Source organism: Noviluteimonas gilva (assembly GCF_009740395.1).
Taxonomy (GTDB): Bacteria; Pseudomonadota; Gammaproteobacteria; order Xanthomonadales; family Xanthomonadaceae; genus Noviluteimonas; species Noviluteimonas gilva.
Genome location: NZ_WOXT01000002.1, coordinates 49233 through 66839, shown reverse-complemented (window position 1 = coordinate 66839; position 17607 = coordinate 49233). Strand labels below are relative to the sequence as shown.

The 17607-nt window shown below is 66.7% G+C and carries 16 protein-coding genes; 8 read left to right on the top strand and 8 right to left on the bottom strand.

The annotated features are described in order from the left end of the window. Positions 1-2: 2 nt before the first annotated feature. Entirely contained in the window at positions 3-1565 is a 1563-nt protein-coding gene (serA, locus tag GN331_RS07215; RefSeq protein ID WP_197427043.1) for a phosphoglycerate dehydrogenase, read from the bottom strand. 187 nt (positions 1566-1752) lie between these two features. Here serA and GN331_RS07210 point away from each other — a divergent pair, with 187 nt between their 5' ends. Next, positions 1753-2154, top strand: coding sequence for a DUF3224 domain-containing protein (locus tag GN331_RS07210; protein ID WP_156641327.1), 402 nt, complete (start codon positions 1753-1755; stop codon positions 2152-2154). A gap of 24 nt (positions 2155-2178) precedes the next feature. Here the strand turns inward: GN331_RS07210 and GN331_RS07205 are convergent, their stop codons facing one another. Then, complete coding sequence (locus GN331_RS07205; RefSeq protein WP_156641326.1) at positions 2179-2643, bottom strand: SgcJ/EcaC family oxidoreductase; 465 nt, start codon at positions 2641-2643, stop codon at positions 2179-2181. 90 nt (positions 2644-2733) lie between these two features. Then, the gene (locus GN331_RS07200) at positions 2734-4875 is read right to left on the bottom strand and encodes a S46 family peptidase (RefSeq protein WP_231734423.1); all 2142 of its coding nucleotides are present in this window, start codon (positions 4873-4875) and stop codon (positions 2734-2736) included. 107 nt (positions 4876-4982) lie between these two features. On the opposite strand from GN331_RS07200, the gene tdh reads away from it, so the two are divergent. Next, positions 4983-6005: an L-threonine 3-dehydrogenase gene (gene tdh, locus GN331_RS07195; protein WP_156641999.1), complete on the top strand. Its 1023-nt coding sequence runs from the start codon at positions 4983-4985 to the stop codon at positions 6003-6005. A 2-nt stretch (positions 6006-6007) separates the two neighbouring features. Beyond that, positions 6008-7201 (top strand): glycine C-acetyltransferase, encoded by a 1194-nt coding sequence (kbl, locus tag GN331_RS07190; RefSeq protein WP_156641325.1) that lies wholly within the window; start codon positions 6008-6010, stop codon positions 7199-7201. 45 nt (positions 7202-7246) lie between these two features. Here the strand turns inward: kbl and GN331_RS07185 are convergent, their stop codons facing one another. From GN331_RS07185 to GN331_RS07170, 4 genes are all read right to left on the bottom strand, one after another. After that, a complete protein-coding gene (locus GN331_RS07185) occupies positions 7247-7975 on the bottom strand; it encodes a pseudouridine synthase (protein ID WP_156641324.1) in 729 nt (242 codons plus the stop codon). A gap of 21 nt (positions 7976-7996) precedes the next feature. Continuing rightward, positions 7997-8590: a hypothetical protein gene (locus tag GN331_RS07180; RefSeq protein WP_231734422.1), complete on the bottom strand. Its 594-nt coding sequence runs from the start codon at positions 8588-8590 to the stop codon at positions 7997-7999. Positions 8591-8738: 148 nt separating this feature from the next. Beyond that, entirely contained in the window at positions 8739-9848 is a 1110-nt protein-coding gene (locus tag GN331_RS07175; protein WP_156641998.1) for an OmpA family protein, read from the bottom strand. A 161-nt stretch (positions 9849-10009) separates the two neighbouring features. After that, on the bottom strand, positions 10010-11464 hold the full coding sequence (locus tag GN331_RS07170) for a bifunctional 2-methylcitrate dehydratase/aconitate hydratase (RefSeq protein WP_156641323.1): 1455 nt from the start codon (positions 11462-11464) through the stop codon (positions 10010-10012). A gap of 170 nt (positions 11465-11634) precedes the next feature. Between GN331_RS07170 and GN331_RS07165 the strand changes: the two genes are divergently transcribed. The 5 genes from GN331_RS07165 (at position 11635) to GN331_RS07145 (ending at position 16345) form a co-directional block, all read left to right on the top strand. Beyond that, positions 11635-12420 (top strand): DODA-type extradiol aromatic ring-opening family dioxygenase, encoded by a 786-nt coding sequence (locus tag GN331_RS07165; RefSeq protein WP_156641322.1) that lies wholly within the window; start codon positions 11635-11637, stop codon positions 12418-12420. Positions 12421-12477: 57 nt separating this feature from the next. Beyond that, positions 12478-14532, top strand: a complete 2055-nt coding sequence (locus GN331_RS07160; RefSeq protein WP_156641321.1) for an NADPH-dependent 2,4-dienoyl-CoA reductase — start codon at positions 12478-12480, stop codon at positions 14530-14532. A 51-nt stretch (positions 14533-14583) separates the two neighbouring features. Continuing rightward, on the top strand, positions 14584-14940 hold the full coding sequence (locus tag GN331_RS07155) for a DUF1428 domain-containing protein (RefSeq protein ID WP_156641320.1): 357 nt from the start codon (positions 14584-14586) through the stop codon (positions 14938-14940). 251 nt (positions 14941-15191) lie between these two features. Then, complete coding sequence (locus GN331_RS07150; RefSeq protein WP_156641319.1) at positions 15192-15650, top strand: cell wall hydrolase; 459 nt, start codon at positions 15192-15194, stop codon at positions 15648-15650. An 80-nt stretch (positions 15651-15730) separates the two neighbouring features. Next, positions 15731-16345, top strand: a complete 615-nt coding sequence (locus GN331_RS07145) for a glutathione S-transferase N-terminal domain-containing protein (protein ID WP_156641318.1) — start codon at positions 15731-15733, stop codon at positions 16343-16345. 97 nt (positions 16346-16442) lie between these two features. Here GN331_RS07145 and prpC read toward each other — a convergent pair whose 3' ends face one another. Beyond that, positions 16443-17588, bottom strand: a complete 1146-nt coding sequence (prpC, locus tag GN331_RS07140; protein ID WP_156641317.1) for a bifunctional 2-methylcitrate synthase/citrate synthase — start codon at positions 17586-17588, stop codon at positions 16443-16445. Positions 17589-17607 lie beyond the last annotated feature (19 nt).

The following is a 17607-nucleotide window of genomic DNA, read 5'->3' as shown; positions in this document are numbered from 1 at the left end:
GCTCAGACCTGTTGCAGCGAAAGCACGCCGGGCGTGGCGCGCAGGGTGGACAGTTGCGCATCGTCGAGCGGCTGGTCGACGGTGATCGCGGCACGCGCCTGTCCGTCGCCGGCCGCGCCGAGCGCGAAGTTCACGATGTTGATGCCGGCCGCGCCGAGCTGCGAACCGACCATGCCGATCATGCCCGGCCGGTCTTCATTGCGCAGCAGCAACACATGGGCTTGCGGGTCGAATTCGATCTCGACGCCGTCGAGCCGCACGACGCGCGGGCCGCGATGCAGCGTCGCTTCGATCTCGCGCACGCGGTCGGCGCCTTCCACGCGGATGCGCAGCAGGCGGTCGAAACCGTCGCCGTCGCCGCCGATCGTTTCGGCCACCACCAGGCCGCGCGCATGGGCTTCCTGCAGCGCGTTGACGGGCGTGACGCGGCCCGAATGCTGGCCGAGCAGCGCGGCCACGAGCAGGCGCGTGAGCGGGCGCGTGTCGAGCGCTTCGGTACGTCCGGCGTAGGTGACGGTCAACTGCGTCGGCGCGCGCACCAGGCGCGCTGCGAGGCGGCCCAGCGCGGACATCAGCGGCATCCAGGGGCCGACTTCGCGCGCGGCCTCCGCGGTCAGCGGCGGCAGGTTGACGCAACCGGCGACGGCGCCGGTCGCGACGAAGTCGATCACCTGCCGCGCGAGGATCGTGCTCACCGCCTGTTGGGCTTCGCTGGTCGATGCGCCCAGATGCGGCGTCAGGATGAGCTTGGGATGCGGACGCAGCGGCGAATCGGCCGGCAGCGGTTCGGTCGCGAAGGTGTCGAGCGCCGCGCCGGCGATGTGGCCTTCGTCGAGCAAACGCAGCAGCGCCGCTTCGTCGACCAAGCCACCACGCGCGGCATTGATGAGGTACGCGCCCGGCTTCATCGCGCGCAGGCGCGCTTCCGACAACAGGTGCGTGGTTTCCTTCGTGCGCGGGATGTGCAGCGTGACGATGTCGGCCCATGCGAGAAGATCGTCGAGCGTCTTGAGCGGCACGCTGCCCTTCCCCGCCGCCGAGGCTGGCAGGAACGGATCGTAGGCCGCGACTTCCATCCCGATACCCTGCGCCTTGCGCGCGACCGTGCCGCCGATGCGGCCCAGGCCGATGACGCCGAGGCGCTTGCCTTCGAGTTCGAATCCGGTGAGGCCCGCCTTCGGCCAGTGCCCGGCCTTCATGCCCGCATCGGCACGCGGGATGTGGCGCGCGAGTGCGAACAGCAGCGACAGCGCGTGTTCGGCGGCGGCGAGCGTGTTGCCGTCGGGCGCGTTCATCACGGCGATGCCTTTCGCCGTGGCGGCGTCGACGTCGATCGTGTCCACGCCCGCGCCGGCGCGGCCGATCACGCGCAGGCGGCGCGCATGTTCGAGCGCGGCGGCGGGCACGGGGGTGGCGGAACGCACGAGCAAGGCGTCGACGTCGGCCAGGGCCGCGGCGAGATCGTCGGGATTCTTGATGGGATCGGCCACCGCCACGTCCCAGCCGGCAAGGCGGAACAGCGCGAGACCGTCTTCATGGATGCCATCGCAGGCCAGCACTTTCATTCGCACGCTCCGGTTGGGGAAGGAGCGCGGACAACCTTGCGAGCCGGCGGGACGGAATGCGACATCGTCGGGCGGTGTGCCCGGTGGTACCAATTTCACTGCTGCGTGTCGGAAAACGGGGCCGGCTGGCATGGGAATCCGCGACCACCGCAGCCTACCATGCGCTTCCCTCCACGGAGCAACCCCCATGACGCGACAGGCGAAAGGTACGTTCGAAGTGAAGCGCGGCGCCGAACCGGCCGTCGACATGGGCGATGGCGTGGAAGCCGGCCACTTCCGTTTCGACAAGACATTCGAGGGCCCGCTCGACGCCACCAGCGTCGTGCACATGATGGCGGCGATGACCGCTACGCCGGGTTCGGGCTGTTACGTCGCGATCGAACGCGTCGTCGCCACGCTCGAAGGCCGCAGCGGCACGTTCTTCTTCCGTCACCTCGGTGAAATGGAACGCGGCACGCCGGCGCTCGACCTGGCCGTGGTGCCCGACTCGGGCACCGACGGCCTGGAAGGATTGCGCGGGCGCATGGCCATCGACATCGTCGACGGCCAGCATTTCTACACGTTCGACTACACGCTGCCCGACGCTTGACCGTGCGCGTTCAATCGTGCTCGTTCAATCGGCTTCGTTGAACGAGGGCATCGCCGACGAGTGATGGTTGGCGATCAGCCAACGCTTGCCGTCGTACACGTAGACGAAGGTGTAACGCGCTTTGACATGCGTGCCCTGCGCGAGGGTGAGCGTGTAGACGCCCGAATCGATCACGGCGTTGCAGCCGATTTGCACATGGTGTTCGTCGACGCGGCCGACGGCGCGCTTCTGGTCGAACTTCGAGAAGAACGCGATGCGCTCGGCTTTCGTGTAACGCGGCTTGTTCGAGACCGCCGGCAGCAACACGGCGTTGTCGGTGTACAACGCGGCCAGTTGTGCGGGCGTGCCCGTCATCGCCGTCGTGTTCCAGGTGTCGAACAACCGGGCGACCTGCGCTTCAGTGATCTTCGCGCAGGTCGTCTGGCCCGCGGCCTGCGCCGCGAGCGGAAGCAGCAGGCCGAGGGCTGCTGCGATTCGTAGCTTGCGCATGAGCGCTTCCTCGTCGTGAGCCGGATGGCCCGCGGCGAGAAGACTGGAGGCGCCGCGGGGGCGCGCTCCAGTGGAAAGTTCCCGGATGCCTTACTCGGCCGGGAGGTGCATTTCCTGCAGCAAATGCGGCGCGGGATAGACCTTCGCCAGCAGCCAGCGCAAATAGCGCATGTCCACGTGGATCGCGCGCTTGAAGCGCGGGTCGTAATACCAGCTCGCGCTCACCGCTTCCCAGTTGCTGTCGAAGTTCAGGCCGATGAGCTTTCCGTCCGCGTCCAGCACCGGGGACCCGGAATTGCCGCCCGTGGTGTCGAGGTTGGTCATCAGGTCGACCGTCTGCGTCTTCAGCACCGGATCGGCGGTCGTGCCGAAATCGCCCTTCGCGATCGCATCGAGCAAGGGCTTGGGTGCATCGAACGGCGCCTGCCCCGTGTGCTTCTCGACGATGCCCTGCACGGTGGTCAGCGGGCGATAGTCGATGCCATCGCGCGGCGACATCGGCGTGATCTTGCCGTAGCTGACGCGCAGCGTGGAGTTCGCGTCCGGATACACCGCGCGACCCTGCGACTTGCTGTACGCATTCAGCGCGCGCATGTAGGCCGGACGCAGGCGCAGCAGGTCGCCGTCGCGCTGCTTGCTCTCTTCTTCCAGGCGCAGGTACGCCGGCAACAGCGTCTTCGCGGCGACGAGCATCGGGTCGGTGCTGGCGGCGACGTTCGCATCCTGCAAGGTCGCAAGACGCACGGTCTCATCGCCGAGCTTCGTGCCGGCGTAGAGCGCGTCGAGCTTCGCCGTCGCATCGGCCTCGGTCGTGCCGAACACCGCGTCGATTTCCGGCAGGTGCTGCGCAGTCGGCAACGCGCGGTACTGCGCGAGCAGGTGCGCGAGGATCGCCTTCTCCACCTTCGGGTCGTAGCGGCGCTGCACCTGCTTGAACGAACCGACGATCAAGGCTTCGTCGCGTTCCTGGTAGCCGGACTCGCGCTGCGCATCGGGCTTGGTACGTTCGATCGCGCGGCGCTGCACGGTGAGCGCGGCTTTCAATAATTGCGTCGAACCGCGGATCGAGGAAACGAGCTGATCGCGGTCGCGCGTGGTCATCGCACCGGACAGCAGCGCCTGCGCGGCGTCGATGTCCTTGCGCGTGGCGGCGCCGTCGGGCTGCTTGTCCAGCCACGCGAGCAGCGCGGCTTCTTCGGTGTTGCGGATGCGCACCGCGTCGCTGCGACGCAGGCCGTCGAGTTCGCCCTGCGCGCGCTTGAGGTTGTTCTTCATCGACTGCACTTGCGAGGCGTACGCGACCTGCGCGGCCTTGTCGCCCTTCGCGGCGCCTTCGACCGTATCGATGATCCCGTCGAACAGCGCCACGCGCGACGGCAGTTGCCATTCGATCTGGTTCTTGAACTCCGAGGCCATGCGATGGCGATAGGTCACGCCCGGGTAGCCGGCGAGCATCGCGAAGTCGCCCTGCTGCACGTTGCGCGTGGAAATCTGCAGGTGCGCGGGCGGCGCGTACGGCACGTTGTCCGGCGCGAAGTCGGCCGGCTTGCCGTCCTTGCCCACATAGGCGCGCAGCAGCGTGAAGTCGCCGGTGTGGCGCGGCCACATGAAGTTGTCGATCTCGTCGCCGTAGTTGCCGATGGATTCGGGCGGTGCGTAGACCAGGCGAACGTCGCGCAGTTCGAGCTGGCGGATCAGGTAGAAGTCGCTGCCGTAATCCATGTTCGCGACGCTGCAGCGCGTGCCGGCTTCGCGTTCGCAATCGGCGACGACGGCCTTGGTGGCGGCGTCGATGGCGTCGAAATACGCACGGCCCTGTTTGCCGCGCGCATCGTTGAGGATGCGGTCGGTGATGCGGTCGAAGCCGGTGGTCACCAACACGCGGAAGTCGGGGTTGGCCGGCAGTTCGCCGGCGCGGTCGGCCGCGACGAAGCCGTCGTGGATCAGGTCGCGGTCGGCCTTGGAGTTGTACTGGATCACGCCGAAGGCGACGTGGTGGTTGGTCAGCACCAGCCCGTCCTTCGAAACGAAGGCGCCGGTGGCGCCGCCCACCTTCACCACCGCGTTCATCGGCGCGCGGGTGAGGTCGGCCAGTTGCCTGGGGTCGCCCTTGTAGCCGGCAGCCTTGAGCTGCGTGGCGATGTCGGGCAGTTGCGAGGGCATCCACATGCCTTCGTCGGCCTGGGCGGTGGCTGCGCAGAGCAGCAGGGGTGCGAGCAAGCGACGACGCATCGGGCAGGCGATCCTGGGTGGGTGAACGGCCCGCGAGTATAAGCGGCCGTCCGGCGGCCTATAATTCCGGCCTTCTTCCGTACGGTTTCGGGCACGACATGACGATGATGAAGGCGCTGGTGAAGCGCGAGGCGGGCAAGGGCATCTGGATGGAACAGGTGCCGGTGCCGACCCCGGGCCCGAACGAGGTGCTGATCCGCCTGGAGAAGACGGCGATCTGCGGCACCGACCTGCACATCTACCTGTGGGACGAGTGGAGCCAGCGCACGATCAAGCCGGGCCTGGTGATCGGCCATGAGTTCGTCGGCCGCATCGTCGACCTCGGCCCCGGCGTCACCGGTTACAAGATCGGCCAGCGCGTGTCGGCCGAAGGCCACATCGTGTGCGGCCATTGCCGCAACTGTCGCGCCGGCCGCCAGCACCTGTGCCCGAACACCGTCGGCATCGGCGTCAACCGCGACGGCGCGTTCGCCGAGTTCATCGTGATGCCGGCCAGCAACCTGTGGCCGATCCCCGACCAGATCCCGGGCGAGCTCGCCGCGTTCTTCGATCCCTACGGCAACGCCGCGCATTGCGCGCTGGAGTTCGATGTCGTCGGCGAAGACGTGCTGATCACCGGCGCGGGCCCGATCGGCATCATCGCCGCGGGCATCTGCAAGCACATCGGCGCGCGCAACGTGGTGGTCACCGACGTCAACGACTATCGCCTCAAGCTCGCCGCCGACATGGGCGCCACGCGCGTGGTCAACGTGTCGAACACGAGCCTGAAGGACGTGATGGCCGACCTGCACATGGAAGGCTTCGACGTGGGCCTGGAAATGAGCGGCAATCCGCGCGCGTTCAACGACATGCTCGATTGCATGTACCACGGCGGCAAGATCGCGATGCTCGGCATCATGCCCAAGGGCGCGGGTGCCGACTGGGACAAGATCATCTTCAAGGGCTTGGTGCTGCACGGCATCTACGGCCGTCGCATGTACGAGACCTGGTACAAGATGACGCAGCTCGTGCTCGGCGGCTTCCCGCTCGGCAAGGTGCTCACGCACCAGTTGCCGATCGATTCGTTCCAGGAAGGGTTCGAACTGATGGAATCGGGCAAGGCCGGCAAGGTCGTGCTGAGCTGGAATTGACCATGACCCTGACCAAGCGCTACGCCGACACCCTCGACGAGATCCGCGACGCCGGCCTGTTCAAGTCCGAGCGCATCATCACCAGCCCGCAGTCGGCGGAAATCACGCTGGCCGACGGCCGCACGGTGCTGAACTTCTGCGCAAACAACTACCTCGGGCTGGCCGACCATCCCGACGTGATCGCGGCGGCCAAGCAGGCGCTCGACACGCACGGCTTCGGCATGGCCAGCGTGCGTTTCATCTGCGGCACGCAGGACCTGCACAAGCAGCTCGAAAAGACGATCGCGGATTTCTTCGGTACCGAAGACACGATCCTCTACGCCGCATGCTTCGACGCGAACGGTGGCTTGTTCGAACCCCTGCTGGACGAGAACGACGCGATCATTTCCGACGCGCTCAACCACGCTTCGATCATCGACGGCGTGCGCCTGTGCAAGGCCAAGCGTTACCGCTACGCCAACAGCGACATGGCCGACCTGGAAAAGCAGCTCCAGCAGGCGAAGGCCGACGGCGCGCGCACGATCATGATCACCTCCGACGGCGTGTTCTCGATGGACGGCTTTATCGCGCCGCTCGATGAAATCACGGCGCTCGCGCAGAAGTACGGTGCGCTCGTGCACATCGACGAATGCCACGCGACCGGTTTCCTCGGCAAGACGGGCCGCGGCTCGGCCGAGGTCAAGGGCGTGATGGACAAGATCGACATCTTCACCGGCACGCTCGGCAAGGCGATGGGCGGCGCGCTCGGCGGTTTCACGACCGCGAAGCGCGAAGTGATCGAACTGCTGCGCCAGCGCTCGCGTCCGTATCTGTTCTCGAATTCGCTGCCGCCGCATGTGGTGGCCGCGGGGATCAAGGCGTTCGAGATGCTGTCGTCGGCGGGCGATTTGCGCGAGAAGCTGGCGGAGAACACGCGCCATTTCCGCGAAGCGATGACCAAGGCCGGTTTCGACATCAAGCCGGGCGTGCATCCGATCGCACCGGTGATGTTGTACGACGCACCGCTGGCGCAGAAGTTCGCGGCGCGGTTGCTCGAGGAAGGCATCTACGCGATCGGCTTCTTCTTCCCGGTGGTGCCGAAGGGCCAGGCGCGCATCCGCACGCAGATGAGCGCGGCACACACGCGCGAACACCTGGATCGTGCGATCGATGCGTTCAAGCGCATCGGTGTCGAACTCGGCGTCATCAAAGCCTGATCGAACTGCCCCCTCCCCTGCTTGCAGGGGAGGGCCGGGGTGGGGTTACGCGAGCGATCCGATCTCGTCGGAATTCAGTTCCCGCCAAACCCCCTTCGCAAGATCACCAAGCTCCAACGGCCCGATCGCCACGCGCACCAGCCGCAACACGTCGATCCCCAACACCGACAACATCCGGCGGATCTGCCGGTTGCGCCCTTCGTCGAGCACGATCTCCAGCCACGCGGTGCGTTCGCCCGTGCGCAGGATCGTCGCGGTTTTCGCGCGCAGTGTTTCGCCTTCGTCGTCGATGCCGGCATTGAGTGCAGCGAGCAATGCGTCGTCGGGAAGCGCATCGATCTGCACGTGGTAGCGCTTGTCCGGTCCTGTTTCGGGATCCGTGACGCGCGCCGCCCACGCGGGATCATTGGTGAACAACAGCAGCCCTTCGCTCGCCTTGTCGAGCCGGCCGACAGGCGCGAGCCACGGCAACCCTGCCCCGTCGAAACACCGGTAGACCGTGTCGCGGCCGCGCTCGTCGCGCGCCGTGGTCACCAGGCCGCGCGGTTTGTTGAGCAGGATGACGCGGCGTTCGGGTGCGTCGTCGAGGGAACGGCCGTCGAGTGCGATGCGATGGCGGCCGGCGATCGTCGGGAACTCCGGATCACGCACGATGCGCCCGTCGACGCTGACGCGGCCGGCACGGATCCACTCGGCGGCTTGCGTGCGCGAACACACGCCGCGCTTGGAAAGCGCGCGTGCGAGTCCGTGTCGTGGTGTCGCGGGGTTGGCCAGCGGGGTGTCAGCCGCTGTGGATCAGGGCTTCGTCGGCGTCGCGGGCGGCGAGGTCGTCGCGGGCGCCTGCGTGCCGGGCGGTGCGCCTTCGGGCGTGGCGTTCGGCGCCGTGGGTGTCGTGGTGGTAGCGGGCGCCGCCGTCGAGGAAGCAGGTGCCGGCGCAGCAGCCGCCGCGCCGCCGCCCTTCGCGACGCGCACGCCGCGCGCCTTCATCCACTGGTCGAATTCTTCGGCCGTCATGCGCTTGCCGTTCTGGTTCATGTCGAACCGCCACGGCGTGTTGTCGAACTGCGTCTGCGGCTTGTAGGTCGACGGATCGATCACGCCGTTGGCCGGCGACGCGGCAGGCGCGGCGTTGGCGATGCTGCGGCAACCTTCGAGCTTGAGGCGGAACAGGACGTTGTCGACGGTCTGCGACTCGTCGAACGCCTGCGCGAGGACGCCGGTCGGCGCGCCGAGTTGATGGCTGGGAACGGCGAGTTCAGGCGAAAGTGCGGGCAGCACGGTCGGTTGGATCGGCAGCGCGCGGGGCGCGGTGGCCAGGCTGCAGTTGGCTTGCGCGTGGGCCATGCCCGACATCGCCAACAGTCCGAGTGCAACGAGTGCGTATCGCATGGCCAATCTCCCGAGTTCCGTTGGAGTGTAGGCACCCTGCCGTTGGCTAACAACCGGATCACCGTCGATCGCGTGTGATCCGCGTAGAAAAAAAAGAAGCCCGGCGTTAGCCGGGCTTCTTCGTGTTGCGTGAAACGTCGAGTCGAACTTAGTTCTGGACGTTCAGCTCGGTGCGGCGGTTGCGCGCACGGCCTTCCGGATTGTCCGAACCGTCGTCGTTCGTGTTCGGCGCGATCGGGCGGCTCTCGCCGTAACCAACCGGACCGATCAGGCGAGCGGCGTCGACGCCGTTGCTGGTCAGGTACTCGTACACGGCCTTGGCGCGACGCTCCGACAGCTTCTGGTTGTATTCGTCGGAACCGACGGAGTCGGTGTGACCGGCGACTTCAACCTTCAGCTCGGGGTAACGCTTCAGGATTTCGGTGGCTTCGCCGAGGATCGCGACCGCGTCCGGACGCAGCGTCGACTTGTCGAAGTCGAAGTTGACGCCCTTCAGGTCGATCGTGACCGGCACCGGGCAGCCGTCCGGACCGATGGTCTGGCCAGCCTGCGAACCGGGGCACTTGTCGTCGCAGTTGTTGACGCCGTCGCCGTCATCGTCCGCATCGGCGCACGACGGGGCCGCCGGGGCCGGGGCAACCGGCGCCGCCGGCTCCGGACCGAGGGCCACGGTCAGGCCGACCGAAGCGAGGATGTCGGTGAAGTAGTCTTCCTGGTCCTGGGCCGGACGGGCCTGGACGTCGTCGAAGTCGACGCGCGTACCGAGCTCCGTGCGGAGGTCGACGCGGCCGAAATCGAACTGCAGGCCGGCGCCGAGGTTCAGCGCGGCGTTGTTGTCCGAATGCTGGGCCGGGAAGCCGCCGTCCGGCGTACCGAAGGCCGGGTCACGGACGAACTCTTCCTCATGACGCTGCCAGCCCAGGCCCATGCGGACGTAGGGCCACCACTTCGCGTCAGCGCTGCGGAAATGGTAGCGAGCGTCGGCCGAGGCGCCGTACTGGCTCCACCAGAGGTTCGGATTCGACTGCTTGTCCGGGTTCTGGTAGTTCAGTTCGAAGTCGACCGACCAATTCGGGTTCAGGAACTTGCCGAAGCCGAGGGTGCCGAAGATGGAATCTTCGGTATCACGGTCCGTGTCCTGGAAGTTCACGCCAGTGGAACCAGCGACGTACCAACGGTCGTCGAAGGTCTGCGCGGCGGCCGCCTGCGCGACGCCAAGCCCGCAAAGCAGCGCGGCGCAGAGGAGTTTCTTGTTCATGTTCAGCTCCTTGATCAGGGTAAAGAAACCAATCGCATTTTCAATTTCAGACGGCCGCGATCCGCACGGCATCCAGGCCAACTTAATTCGGGGCGCATGAAGGCCTTGTTAACGCTAGCATAACAGTTGGGAGGTGCCAACCCTCGCGGGGCGGGCAAATCTTACACCCGGTAAAGGTTCAGGAAGTCCGAGATGGACATGGCTTCCAGTTCCGCCGGCTTGCCCGCCAGTGCCATCAGGCGGTCGGCCGACGCCGCCGGGAGGTGGGCCCGGATGGCGGCCTGGAACTTTGCCATCAACACGGGGATGCCTTCTGCACGACGTTTCCGGTGGCCGATCGGAAAATCGATCGACACCTTCTCCGTGCTCGTGCCGTCCTTGAAGAACACCTGGACCGAATTGCCGATGTAGCGCTTGTCCGGGTCGAAGTAGTCCTTGGTGAACTGCGGGTTCTCCTTCACCACCATCTTGGCGCGCAACGCGTCGATGCGCGGGTCGGAAGCGATGTCGTCGTTGTAGTCGTCCGCGGTCAGGCGGCCGAAGATCAGCGGGACGGCGACCATGTACTGCAGGCAGTGGTCGCGGTCGGCGTAATTGGCCAGCGGGCCGGTCTTGTCGATGATCCGGACGCCGGCTTCCTGCGTTTCCATCTCGATGCGGTCGATGTCATCGATGCGGCCCCGCACCTGCGGATGCAGCTGCATGGCGCATTCCACCGCGGTCTGCGCGTGGAATTCGGCCGGGAACGAGATCTTGAACAGCACGTTCTCCATCACGTAGCTGCCGAAGGGACGCTCGAACTCGAACGGCTTGCCCTTGAAGGCGACGTCGTAGAAGCCCCAGGTCTTCGCGCTCAGCGCGCTCGGATAGCCCACGACCTTCTTGTCCACCGCATTCAGCGCGTGCGTGACGGCGCGGCGGCAGGCATCGCCCGCGGCCCAGCTCTTGCGCGGGCCGGTGTTCGGCGCGTGGCGGTAGGTGCGCAGCACGCCGTTGTCGATCCACGAATGGGAGACGGCCGTGATGATTTCGTCCTTCGTGCCGCCCAGCATCGCGGTGGCCACGGCGGTCGAGGCCAGGCGCACGAGGATCACGTGGTCCAGGCCGACGCGGTTGAAGGAGTTCTGCAGCGCGTAGACGCCCTGGATCTCGTGGGCCTTGATCGCCCAGCCCAGCACGTCGCGCACGGTGATCGTCTTGCCCGAATCCTCACGCAGGGCCTTGCGGTTCAGCCAGTCGGCCACGGCGAGGATGGCGCCCAGATTGTCCGACGGATGGCCCCATTCGGCGGCGAGCCAGGTGTCGTTGAAGTCGAGCCAGCGCACCAGCGTGCCGATGTTGAAGGCGGCCTGGACCGGATCGAGCTCGTAGCCGGTGCCCGGCACGACGGCGCCGCCGGGGAGCGTCGCGCCCGGCACGATCGGCCCGAGGTGCTTCACGCAGCCCTCGAACTTCATCGCGAGCATCGCGCAGGCGAGCGAGTCGAGCAGCATGTGGCGCGCGGTGTCGTACGCCTCCTGTGAGTCGAGCTTGTAGTCGACGACGTAGTCGGCGATGTCGACCATCGGCTGGTCGGGATTCGGGCGAACGGCGGAACGGACGTCGAAGTGGCTCATGCGTAGGCGGTCGGCGGAGGGAAGCCGCGCATTTTGCCAGACGTCGGCGCGTTTCACGGCCCGACCATCGGTCGGATGACGGTTCAGGCGCTGCGCGCGTTGCACGCATGCAACGCACCAACGTGGCCGAACGGCTTGGTTGGAGGCGGCGCCACGCGCATCTTGACGGCATGGACAAGCCACTTCCCACCCTCTTTCTTTCCCACGGCTCGCCGATGCTCGCCGTGCAGGATTCCGCTGCCGGCCGCTTCCTCGACGGCCTGGGCAAGCAACTGCCGACGCCGCGCGCGATCGTCGTCGCTTCGGCGCACTTCACCGGCGCGCCCACGCATGTCGGTGCAGCCGCGCTGCCGCACACCATCCACGACTTCGGCGGCTTTCCGCCGGCGCTGTACGAATTGCGCTACCCCGCGCCCGGCCTGCCGGCGCTCGCGCACGAGATCGCGCGGACGATCGACGCCGCCGGCATCCCCGCGCGCATCGCACCCGAACACGGCCTCGATCACGGCGTGTGGGTGCCGCTGCTGCGCATGTATCCGGAGGCCGACATCCCGGTCGTTTCGCTTTCGGTGGATCCGCGCGGCGATGCGCGGGCGCACGTCGCGCTCGGCCGCGCGTTGGGCGAGTTGCGCAACGACGGCGTGCTCGTCATCGGCTCCGGCGGTTTCGTGCACAACCTCGGCGACCTGGACTGGCGCCACCCCGACGCATCGCTGGCGCCGTGGGCCGCCGACTTCGCCGACTGGATGCGCGAACGCCTGGGCTCGCACGATCTCGACGCCCTCGCCGACTGGCAGACCCGCGCGCCGAACGCGAAGCGCGCGCACCCGACGGTCGAACACCTGATGCCCCTGTTCGTCGCGCTCGGTGCCGCGGGCGAGGCGCCCACGATGCGACACCTGCACCAATCGCACGAGCTCGGGACGCTGGCCCTGGACGCTTTCGCCTTCGAGTGATTGTGCGGCGGCGCGAATCCGGGCAAGGTGCGCCATCCCGTACGCCGGCGTATGCGCATGTCCGCCCTGCCCTCCGAAGTCTCCTCCGACAGCGACGCCACCCCGTATCCGCATTTGTTCCGCCCACTCGACCTGGGCTTCGCGACGCTGCGCAACCGCATCCTCATGGGCTCGATGCACACGGGCCTGGAGGATCGCGCGCGTGATTTCCCGAAGCTCGCGGCCTACTTCGCCGAGCGCGCCGCCGGCGGCGCGGGGCTGATCGTCACCGGCGGCTTCGCGCCGAACCTGGTGGGTTGGCTGAAGCCGTTCGCGGGCAAGTTGTCGTGGCGCCACGAAGTGCGTCCGCATCGCCAGGTCACGCAGGCCGTGCACGCGCACGGTGCGCACATCTGCCTGCAATTGCTGCACGCGGGGCGTTACGCGTACCACCCCTTGTCGGTCGCGCCTTCGAAACTGAAGGCGCCGATCAATCCCTTCACGCCGCGCGCGTTGTCGGCGCGCGGTGTCGAACGCCAGATCGCCTCGTATGCACGCGCAGCGGTGTTCGCGCGCGAAGCCGGTTACGACGGCGTCGAGCTGATGGGATCGGAGGGGTATCTCATCAACCAGTTCACGGTCGCGCGCACCAACAAGCGCAACGACCGCTGGGGCGGCGACGCGACGCAACGCATGCGCTTCGCCGTCGAGATCGTTCGCCGCGTGCGCGAAGCCTGCGGCCCCGACTTCATCCTCGTCTATCGCCTGTCGATGCTCGATCTGGTCGACGGCGGCGGCGACTGGAACGAGATCGTGCACCAAGCGCAGGCGATCGAAGCCGCAGGCGCGACGATCCTCAACACCGGCATCGGCTGGCACGAAGCGCGCATTCCCACGATCGCCACGTCCGTGCCGCGCGCTGCGTTCGCGGGCGTCACCGCGAAGCTGCGTCCGCACGTGCGCTTGCCGCTGGTCACCACCAATCGCATCAACATGCCCGACGTCGCCGAAGCGGTGCTCGCCGCGGGCGGCGCCGACATGGTGTCGATGGCGCGCCCGCTGCTCGCCGATCCGCAATGGCCGAACAAGGCGCGGGCCGGACGCGCGCATGCGATCAACACCTGCATCGCCTGCAACCAGGCGTGCCTGGACCACGTGTTCGAAAACAAGCGCGCGAGTTGTCTGGTGAATCCGCGCGCGTGCGCGGAAACCGAAATGGTGCCGTCGCGCGCAACGACACCGCGCCGCATCGCCGTCGTCGGCGCCGGACCCGCGGGCCTGGCGTGCGCGACCGAAGCGGCCGCGCGCGGCCACACCGTCGATCTGTTCGAAGGCAGCGACGCGATCGGCGGGCAGTTCAACCTCTCGCGCCGCATTCCCGGCAAGGAAGAGTTCGAGGAAACGCTGCGCTACTTCCGCAATCGCATCGAAGAAACCGGCGTGCGCTTGCATCTTCGAACGCATGTCGAACGCGACACGTTGAAGGACTACGACGCCATCGTCGTCGCCACCGGCGTCACCCCGCGCGAAGTGTCGTTCCCGGGCGCGGACCATGCGAAGGTCGTCGGCTACGCGGACGTGATCGAAGGTCGCGTCAAATGCGGCAAGCGTGTCGCGTTGATCGGCGCGGGCGGCATCGGCTTCGACGTCGCGGAATTCCTCGTGCACGAAGGGCCGTCGCCATCGCTGGATCCGCAACGCTGGATGCACGAATGGGGCATCGATCCGACGTTCGAAACGCGCGGCGGGCTCGCACCCGCGCATCCCGAACCGCCGGCGCGCGAAGTGTGGCTGCTGCAACGCACGCCCGGCCGCCCCGGCGCGCGCCTGGGCAAGACGACGGGCTGGATCCATCGCGCGACGTTGAAGTCCAAAGGCGTGCACATGCTCGGCGGCGTCGAATACCTCGGCGTCGACGATGACGGCCTGCGCATTCGCATCGACGGTGAAGAACGCTTGCTGCCGGTCGATCACGTCGTGGTCTGCGCGGGGCAGGAACCGCGTCGCACCTTGTTCGATGCCTTGTCGGGCACCGCGGCGGGCGTGCATGTCATCGGCGGTGCCGATGTCGCCGCCGAACTCGACGCCAAGCGGGCCATCGCCCAGGGCACGGCGCTCGCGGCGCAGCTTTAACGGGGTGGGTCGTAGGCTTCGCGGCCTGTCCCGACCGCGGAGTGCCGCCCCATGTACGTCGATGGCTATGTCCTGGCCGTTCCCGAAAGCAAGCTCGCCGATTACCGGAAGATGGCCCGCAAGGGGGGCAAGATCTGGAAGGAATACGGCGCGCTCGAGTACATGGAAACCGTCGAGGACGACGTCAAGCCCGGCAAGCTCACCAGCTTCCCGCAGGCGGTGAAGCGCAAGCCCGGCGAGCTCGTGGTGTTCTCCTGGATCATCTACAAGTCGAAAGCCCAGCGGGACCGGATCAACGCCAAGGTCATGAAGGATCCGCGTCTGGCCGAGTTCGCCGATCCGAAGAAGTTGCCGTTCGACGGCAAGCGCATGTTCTGGGGCGGCTTCAAGCCCATCGTGACGATGTGACCTAGCGCATTCACATTAAAAAGACAAGCAAATCCGTAACTTACGAAAGCGGTTCAGGGTTGGTTAGGCACCCGATCGTTAACGTGCGCACACTTTCACGCCCCGCCAGTCGATGCGGGGCACCCTCGCGGCCCGCCTTCCAAGGGCCGCGATCGGGCAAAGGCAGCCGTTAGAGCCGCCGCCCTCCCCAGTACGCCATGTCGCCGGGTCCTTTCGGGCCGGCGTCGCAACGGAGCAAGGAGTCCGACGCAATGAAGCTGGCCTGGATCCTCTGGCTGTCGCACGTGTTGCCGCAGCCGGCCGCAGATTCGCTCTGCCTGAGTACCACCGTGTACCTCGAGGCGCGCGACCAATCCGCCCTCGGGCAGCAAGCCGTCGCCGAGGTGGCCCTGCGCCGCCGCGACAGCGGGCTGTGGGGCGACAACCTGTGTTCGGTGGTCACCGCGAAGAAGCAGTTCGCACCGACGATCGTCCCCGCCGACACGCGCCTGCGTGGTGGCGAAGCGTGGTCGAACGCCGTGAGCGTGGCGCTCGAAGCCGAACGCAACTGGGCATTGCCGTACGGGCAGCGCCAGGAAGTCGTGCCGGGCGCGAGCCACTTCGCCGCGCATGCGATCGCGACGCCGGCATGGAGCAACGCGTTCCAGGTCGCGCGGATCGGCGATCACACGTTCTATCGCGTGCAGACGCTCAAGCCGCGCCACGGGTGAACTACATTGTTTCCTCCAGCGTGATTGTCGCTTGACGCACCGCTGACGAAGATGGCGACTCTGGATCGATGGAGTCGCCCATGAAGCTCTACTACACGCCCGGCACCTGCGCGTTGTCCGACCACATCGCGCTGGAATGGGTCGGCCAGCCGTTCGAAGCACGGCTGGTGACGCGCGAAGAACGCAAGCAACCCGAATATCTCGCGATCAATCCCGCAGGCGCGGTGCCCGCGCTGGAATTGAAGGACGGCACGGTGTTGCTGCAGAACGTGGCGATCCTCAACTTCATCGCCGACTCGTTTCCCGATTCCAGGCTCGGCGGCGATGGTTCGCCGCAATCGCGCGCGGTCGTCAACCAGTGGTTGTCGCTGGTCAACTCCGACGTGCATCCGCATTTCAAGGCGTTCTTCGGTGGCGCCGATTACCTCGAGGATCCGGCGCTGATCGAGAAGGCGCAGGACCAGGCGCGCAAGAGCCTGCGTCCCTTGTACGAGCGGCTCGATGCGCAACTGGAAGGAAAGGATTGGGTGACGGGCGAGCGTTCGATCGTCGATCCGTATCTGTTCGTCGTGCTGCGCTGGGCGAAGGCGATGAACGTCGATCTGTCGGGTTTGCACAACCTGGACGCGTACTTCGAGCGCATGCGCAAGGAGCCCGGGGTCAGTCGGGCGTTGCAGACGCAGGGGCTGGCGTAAGAACAAGTTCGTCGCGCTTACCCCACCCAAAAAGAAACCCGCCGCTTGGCGGGTTTCTTTTTGACCTCCCCTGGAGGGGAGGTGCTGTGCTCTCGCATTAGCGCTTTTCGATCGGCACGTAGTCGCGATCGTCCGGGCCGACGTAGTTCGCGCTCGGGCGGATGATCTTGCCGTCCTCGCGTTGTTCGATCACGTGCGCCGACCAACCGGTCGTGCGCGCGACGACGAACAAGGGCGTGAACATCGGCGTCGGAATGCCCATCATGTGATAGGCCGACGCGCTGTACCAATCCAGGTTCGGGAACATCTTCTTCATGTCCCACATCAGCGTTTCGATGCGCTCGCTGACGTCGAACAACACCTGGTTGCCGCCCTCCGCGCACAACTTGCGCGAGAGTTCCTTGATGATCGGGTTGCGCGGGTCGCCCACGGTGTAGACCGGATGGCCGAAGCCGATGACGATTTCCTTGCGCTCCACGCGCGCGCGGATGTCGGCTTCCGCTTCGTCGGCGGTCGAGTAGCGCGAGATGATGTCCATCGCCACTTCGTTCGCGCCGCCGTGCTTCGGGCCGCGCAGCGCGCCGATCGCGCCGGTGATGCACGAGAACATGTCCGAACCGGTGCCGGCGATCACGCGCGCGGTGAAGGTCGAGGCGTTGAACTCATGCTCGGCGTAGAGGATCAGCGACTTGTCGAGCGCATCGGCATGCAGCTTCGAAGGCGGCTCGCCGTGCAGCAGGTGCAGGAAGTGCGCGGCGACGTTGTCGTCGTCGGTCTCCACGTCGATGCGGCGACCGTTGCGCGTGAAGTGCCACCAGTACAGCAGCATCGAACCGAAGCAGGCGATCAGCTTGTCGGCGATGTCGCGCGCTTCCGACGCCGGATGGCCGTCGCGTTCCGGCAGCACGGTGCCGAGCACCGAGCAACCCGTGCGCATGACGTCCATCGGGTGCGCGTTGGCGGGCACGAGCTCCAGCGCTTCCTGCACGATGGCCGGCAGGCCACGCAGGCGCGAGAGCTTGGTCTTGTAGGCCTTCAGCTGCGAAGCGGTCGGCAACGCGCCGTGCACCAGCAGGTGGGCGACTTCCTCGAAGGTCGACTTCGTCGCGAGGTCCTTGATGTCGTAGCCGCGGTAATGCAGGTCGTTGCCGCTGCGGCCGACCGTGCAAAGGGCGGTGTTGCCGGCGGCCGTGCCGCTCAGCGCGACGGATTTCTTGGCCTTGGGGAGCACTTGTTCGCTCATGGCGTTTCCTTTCGTTGCG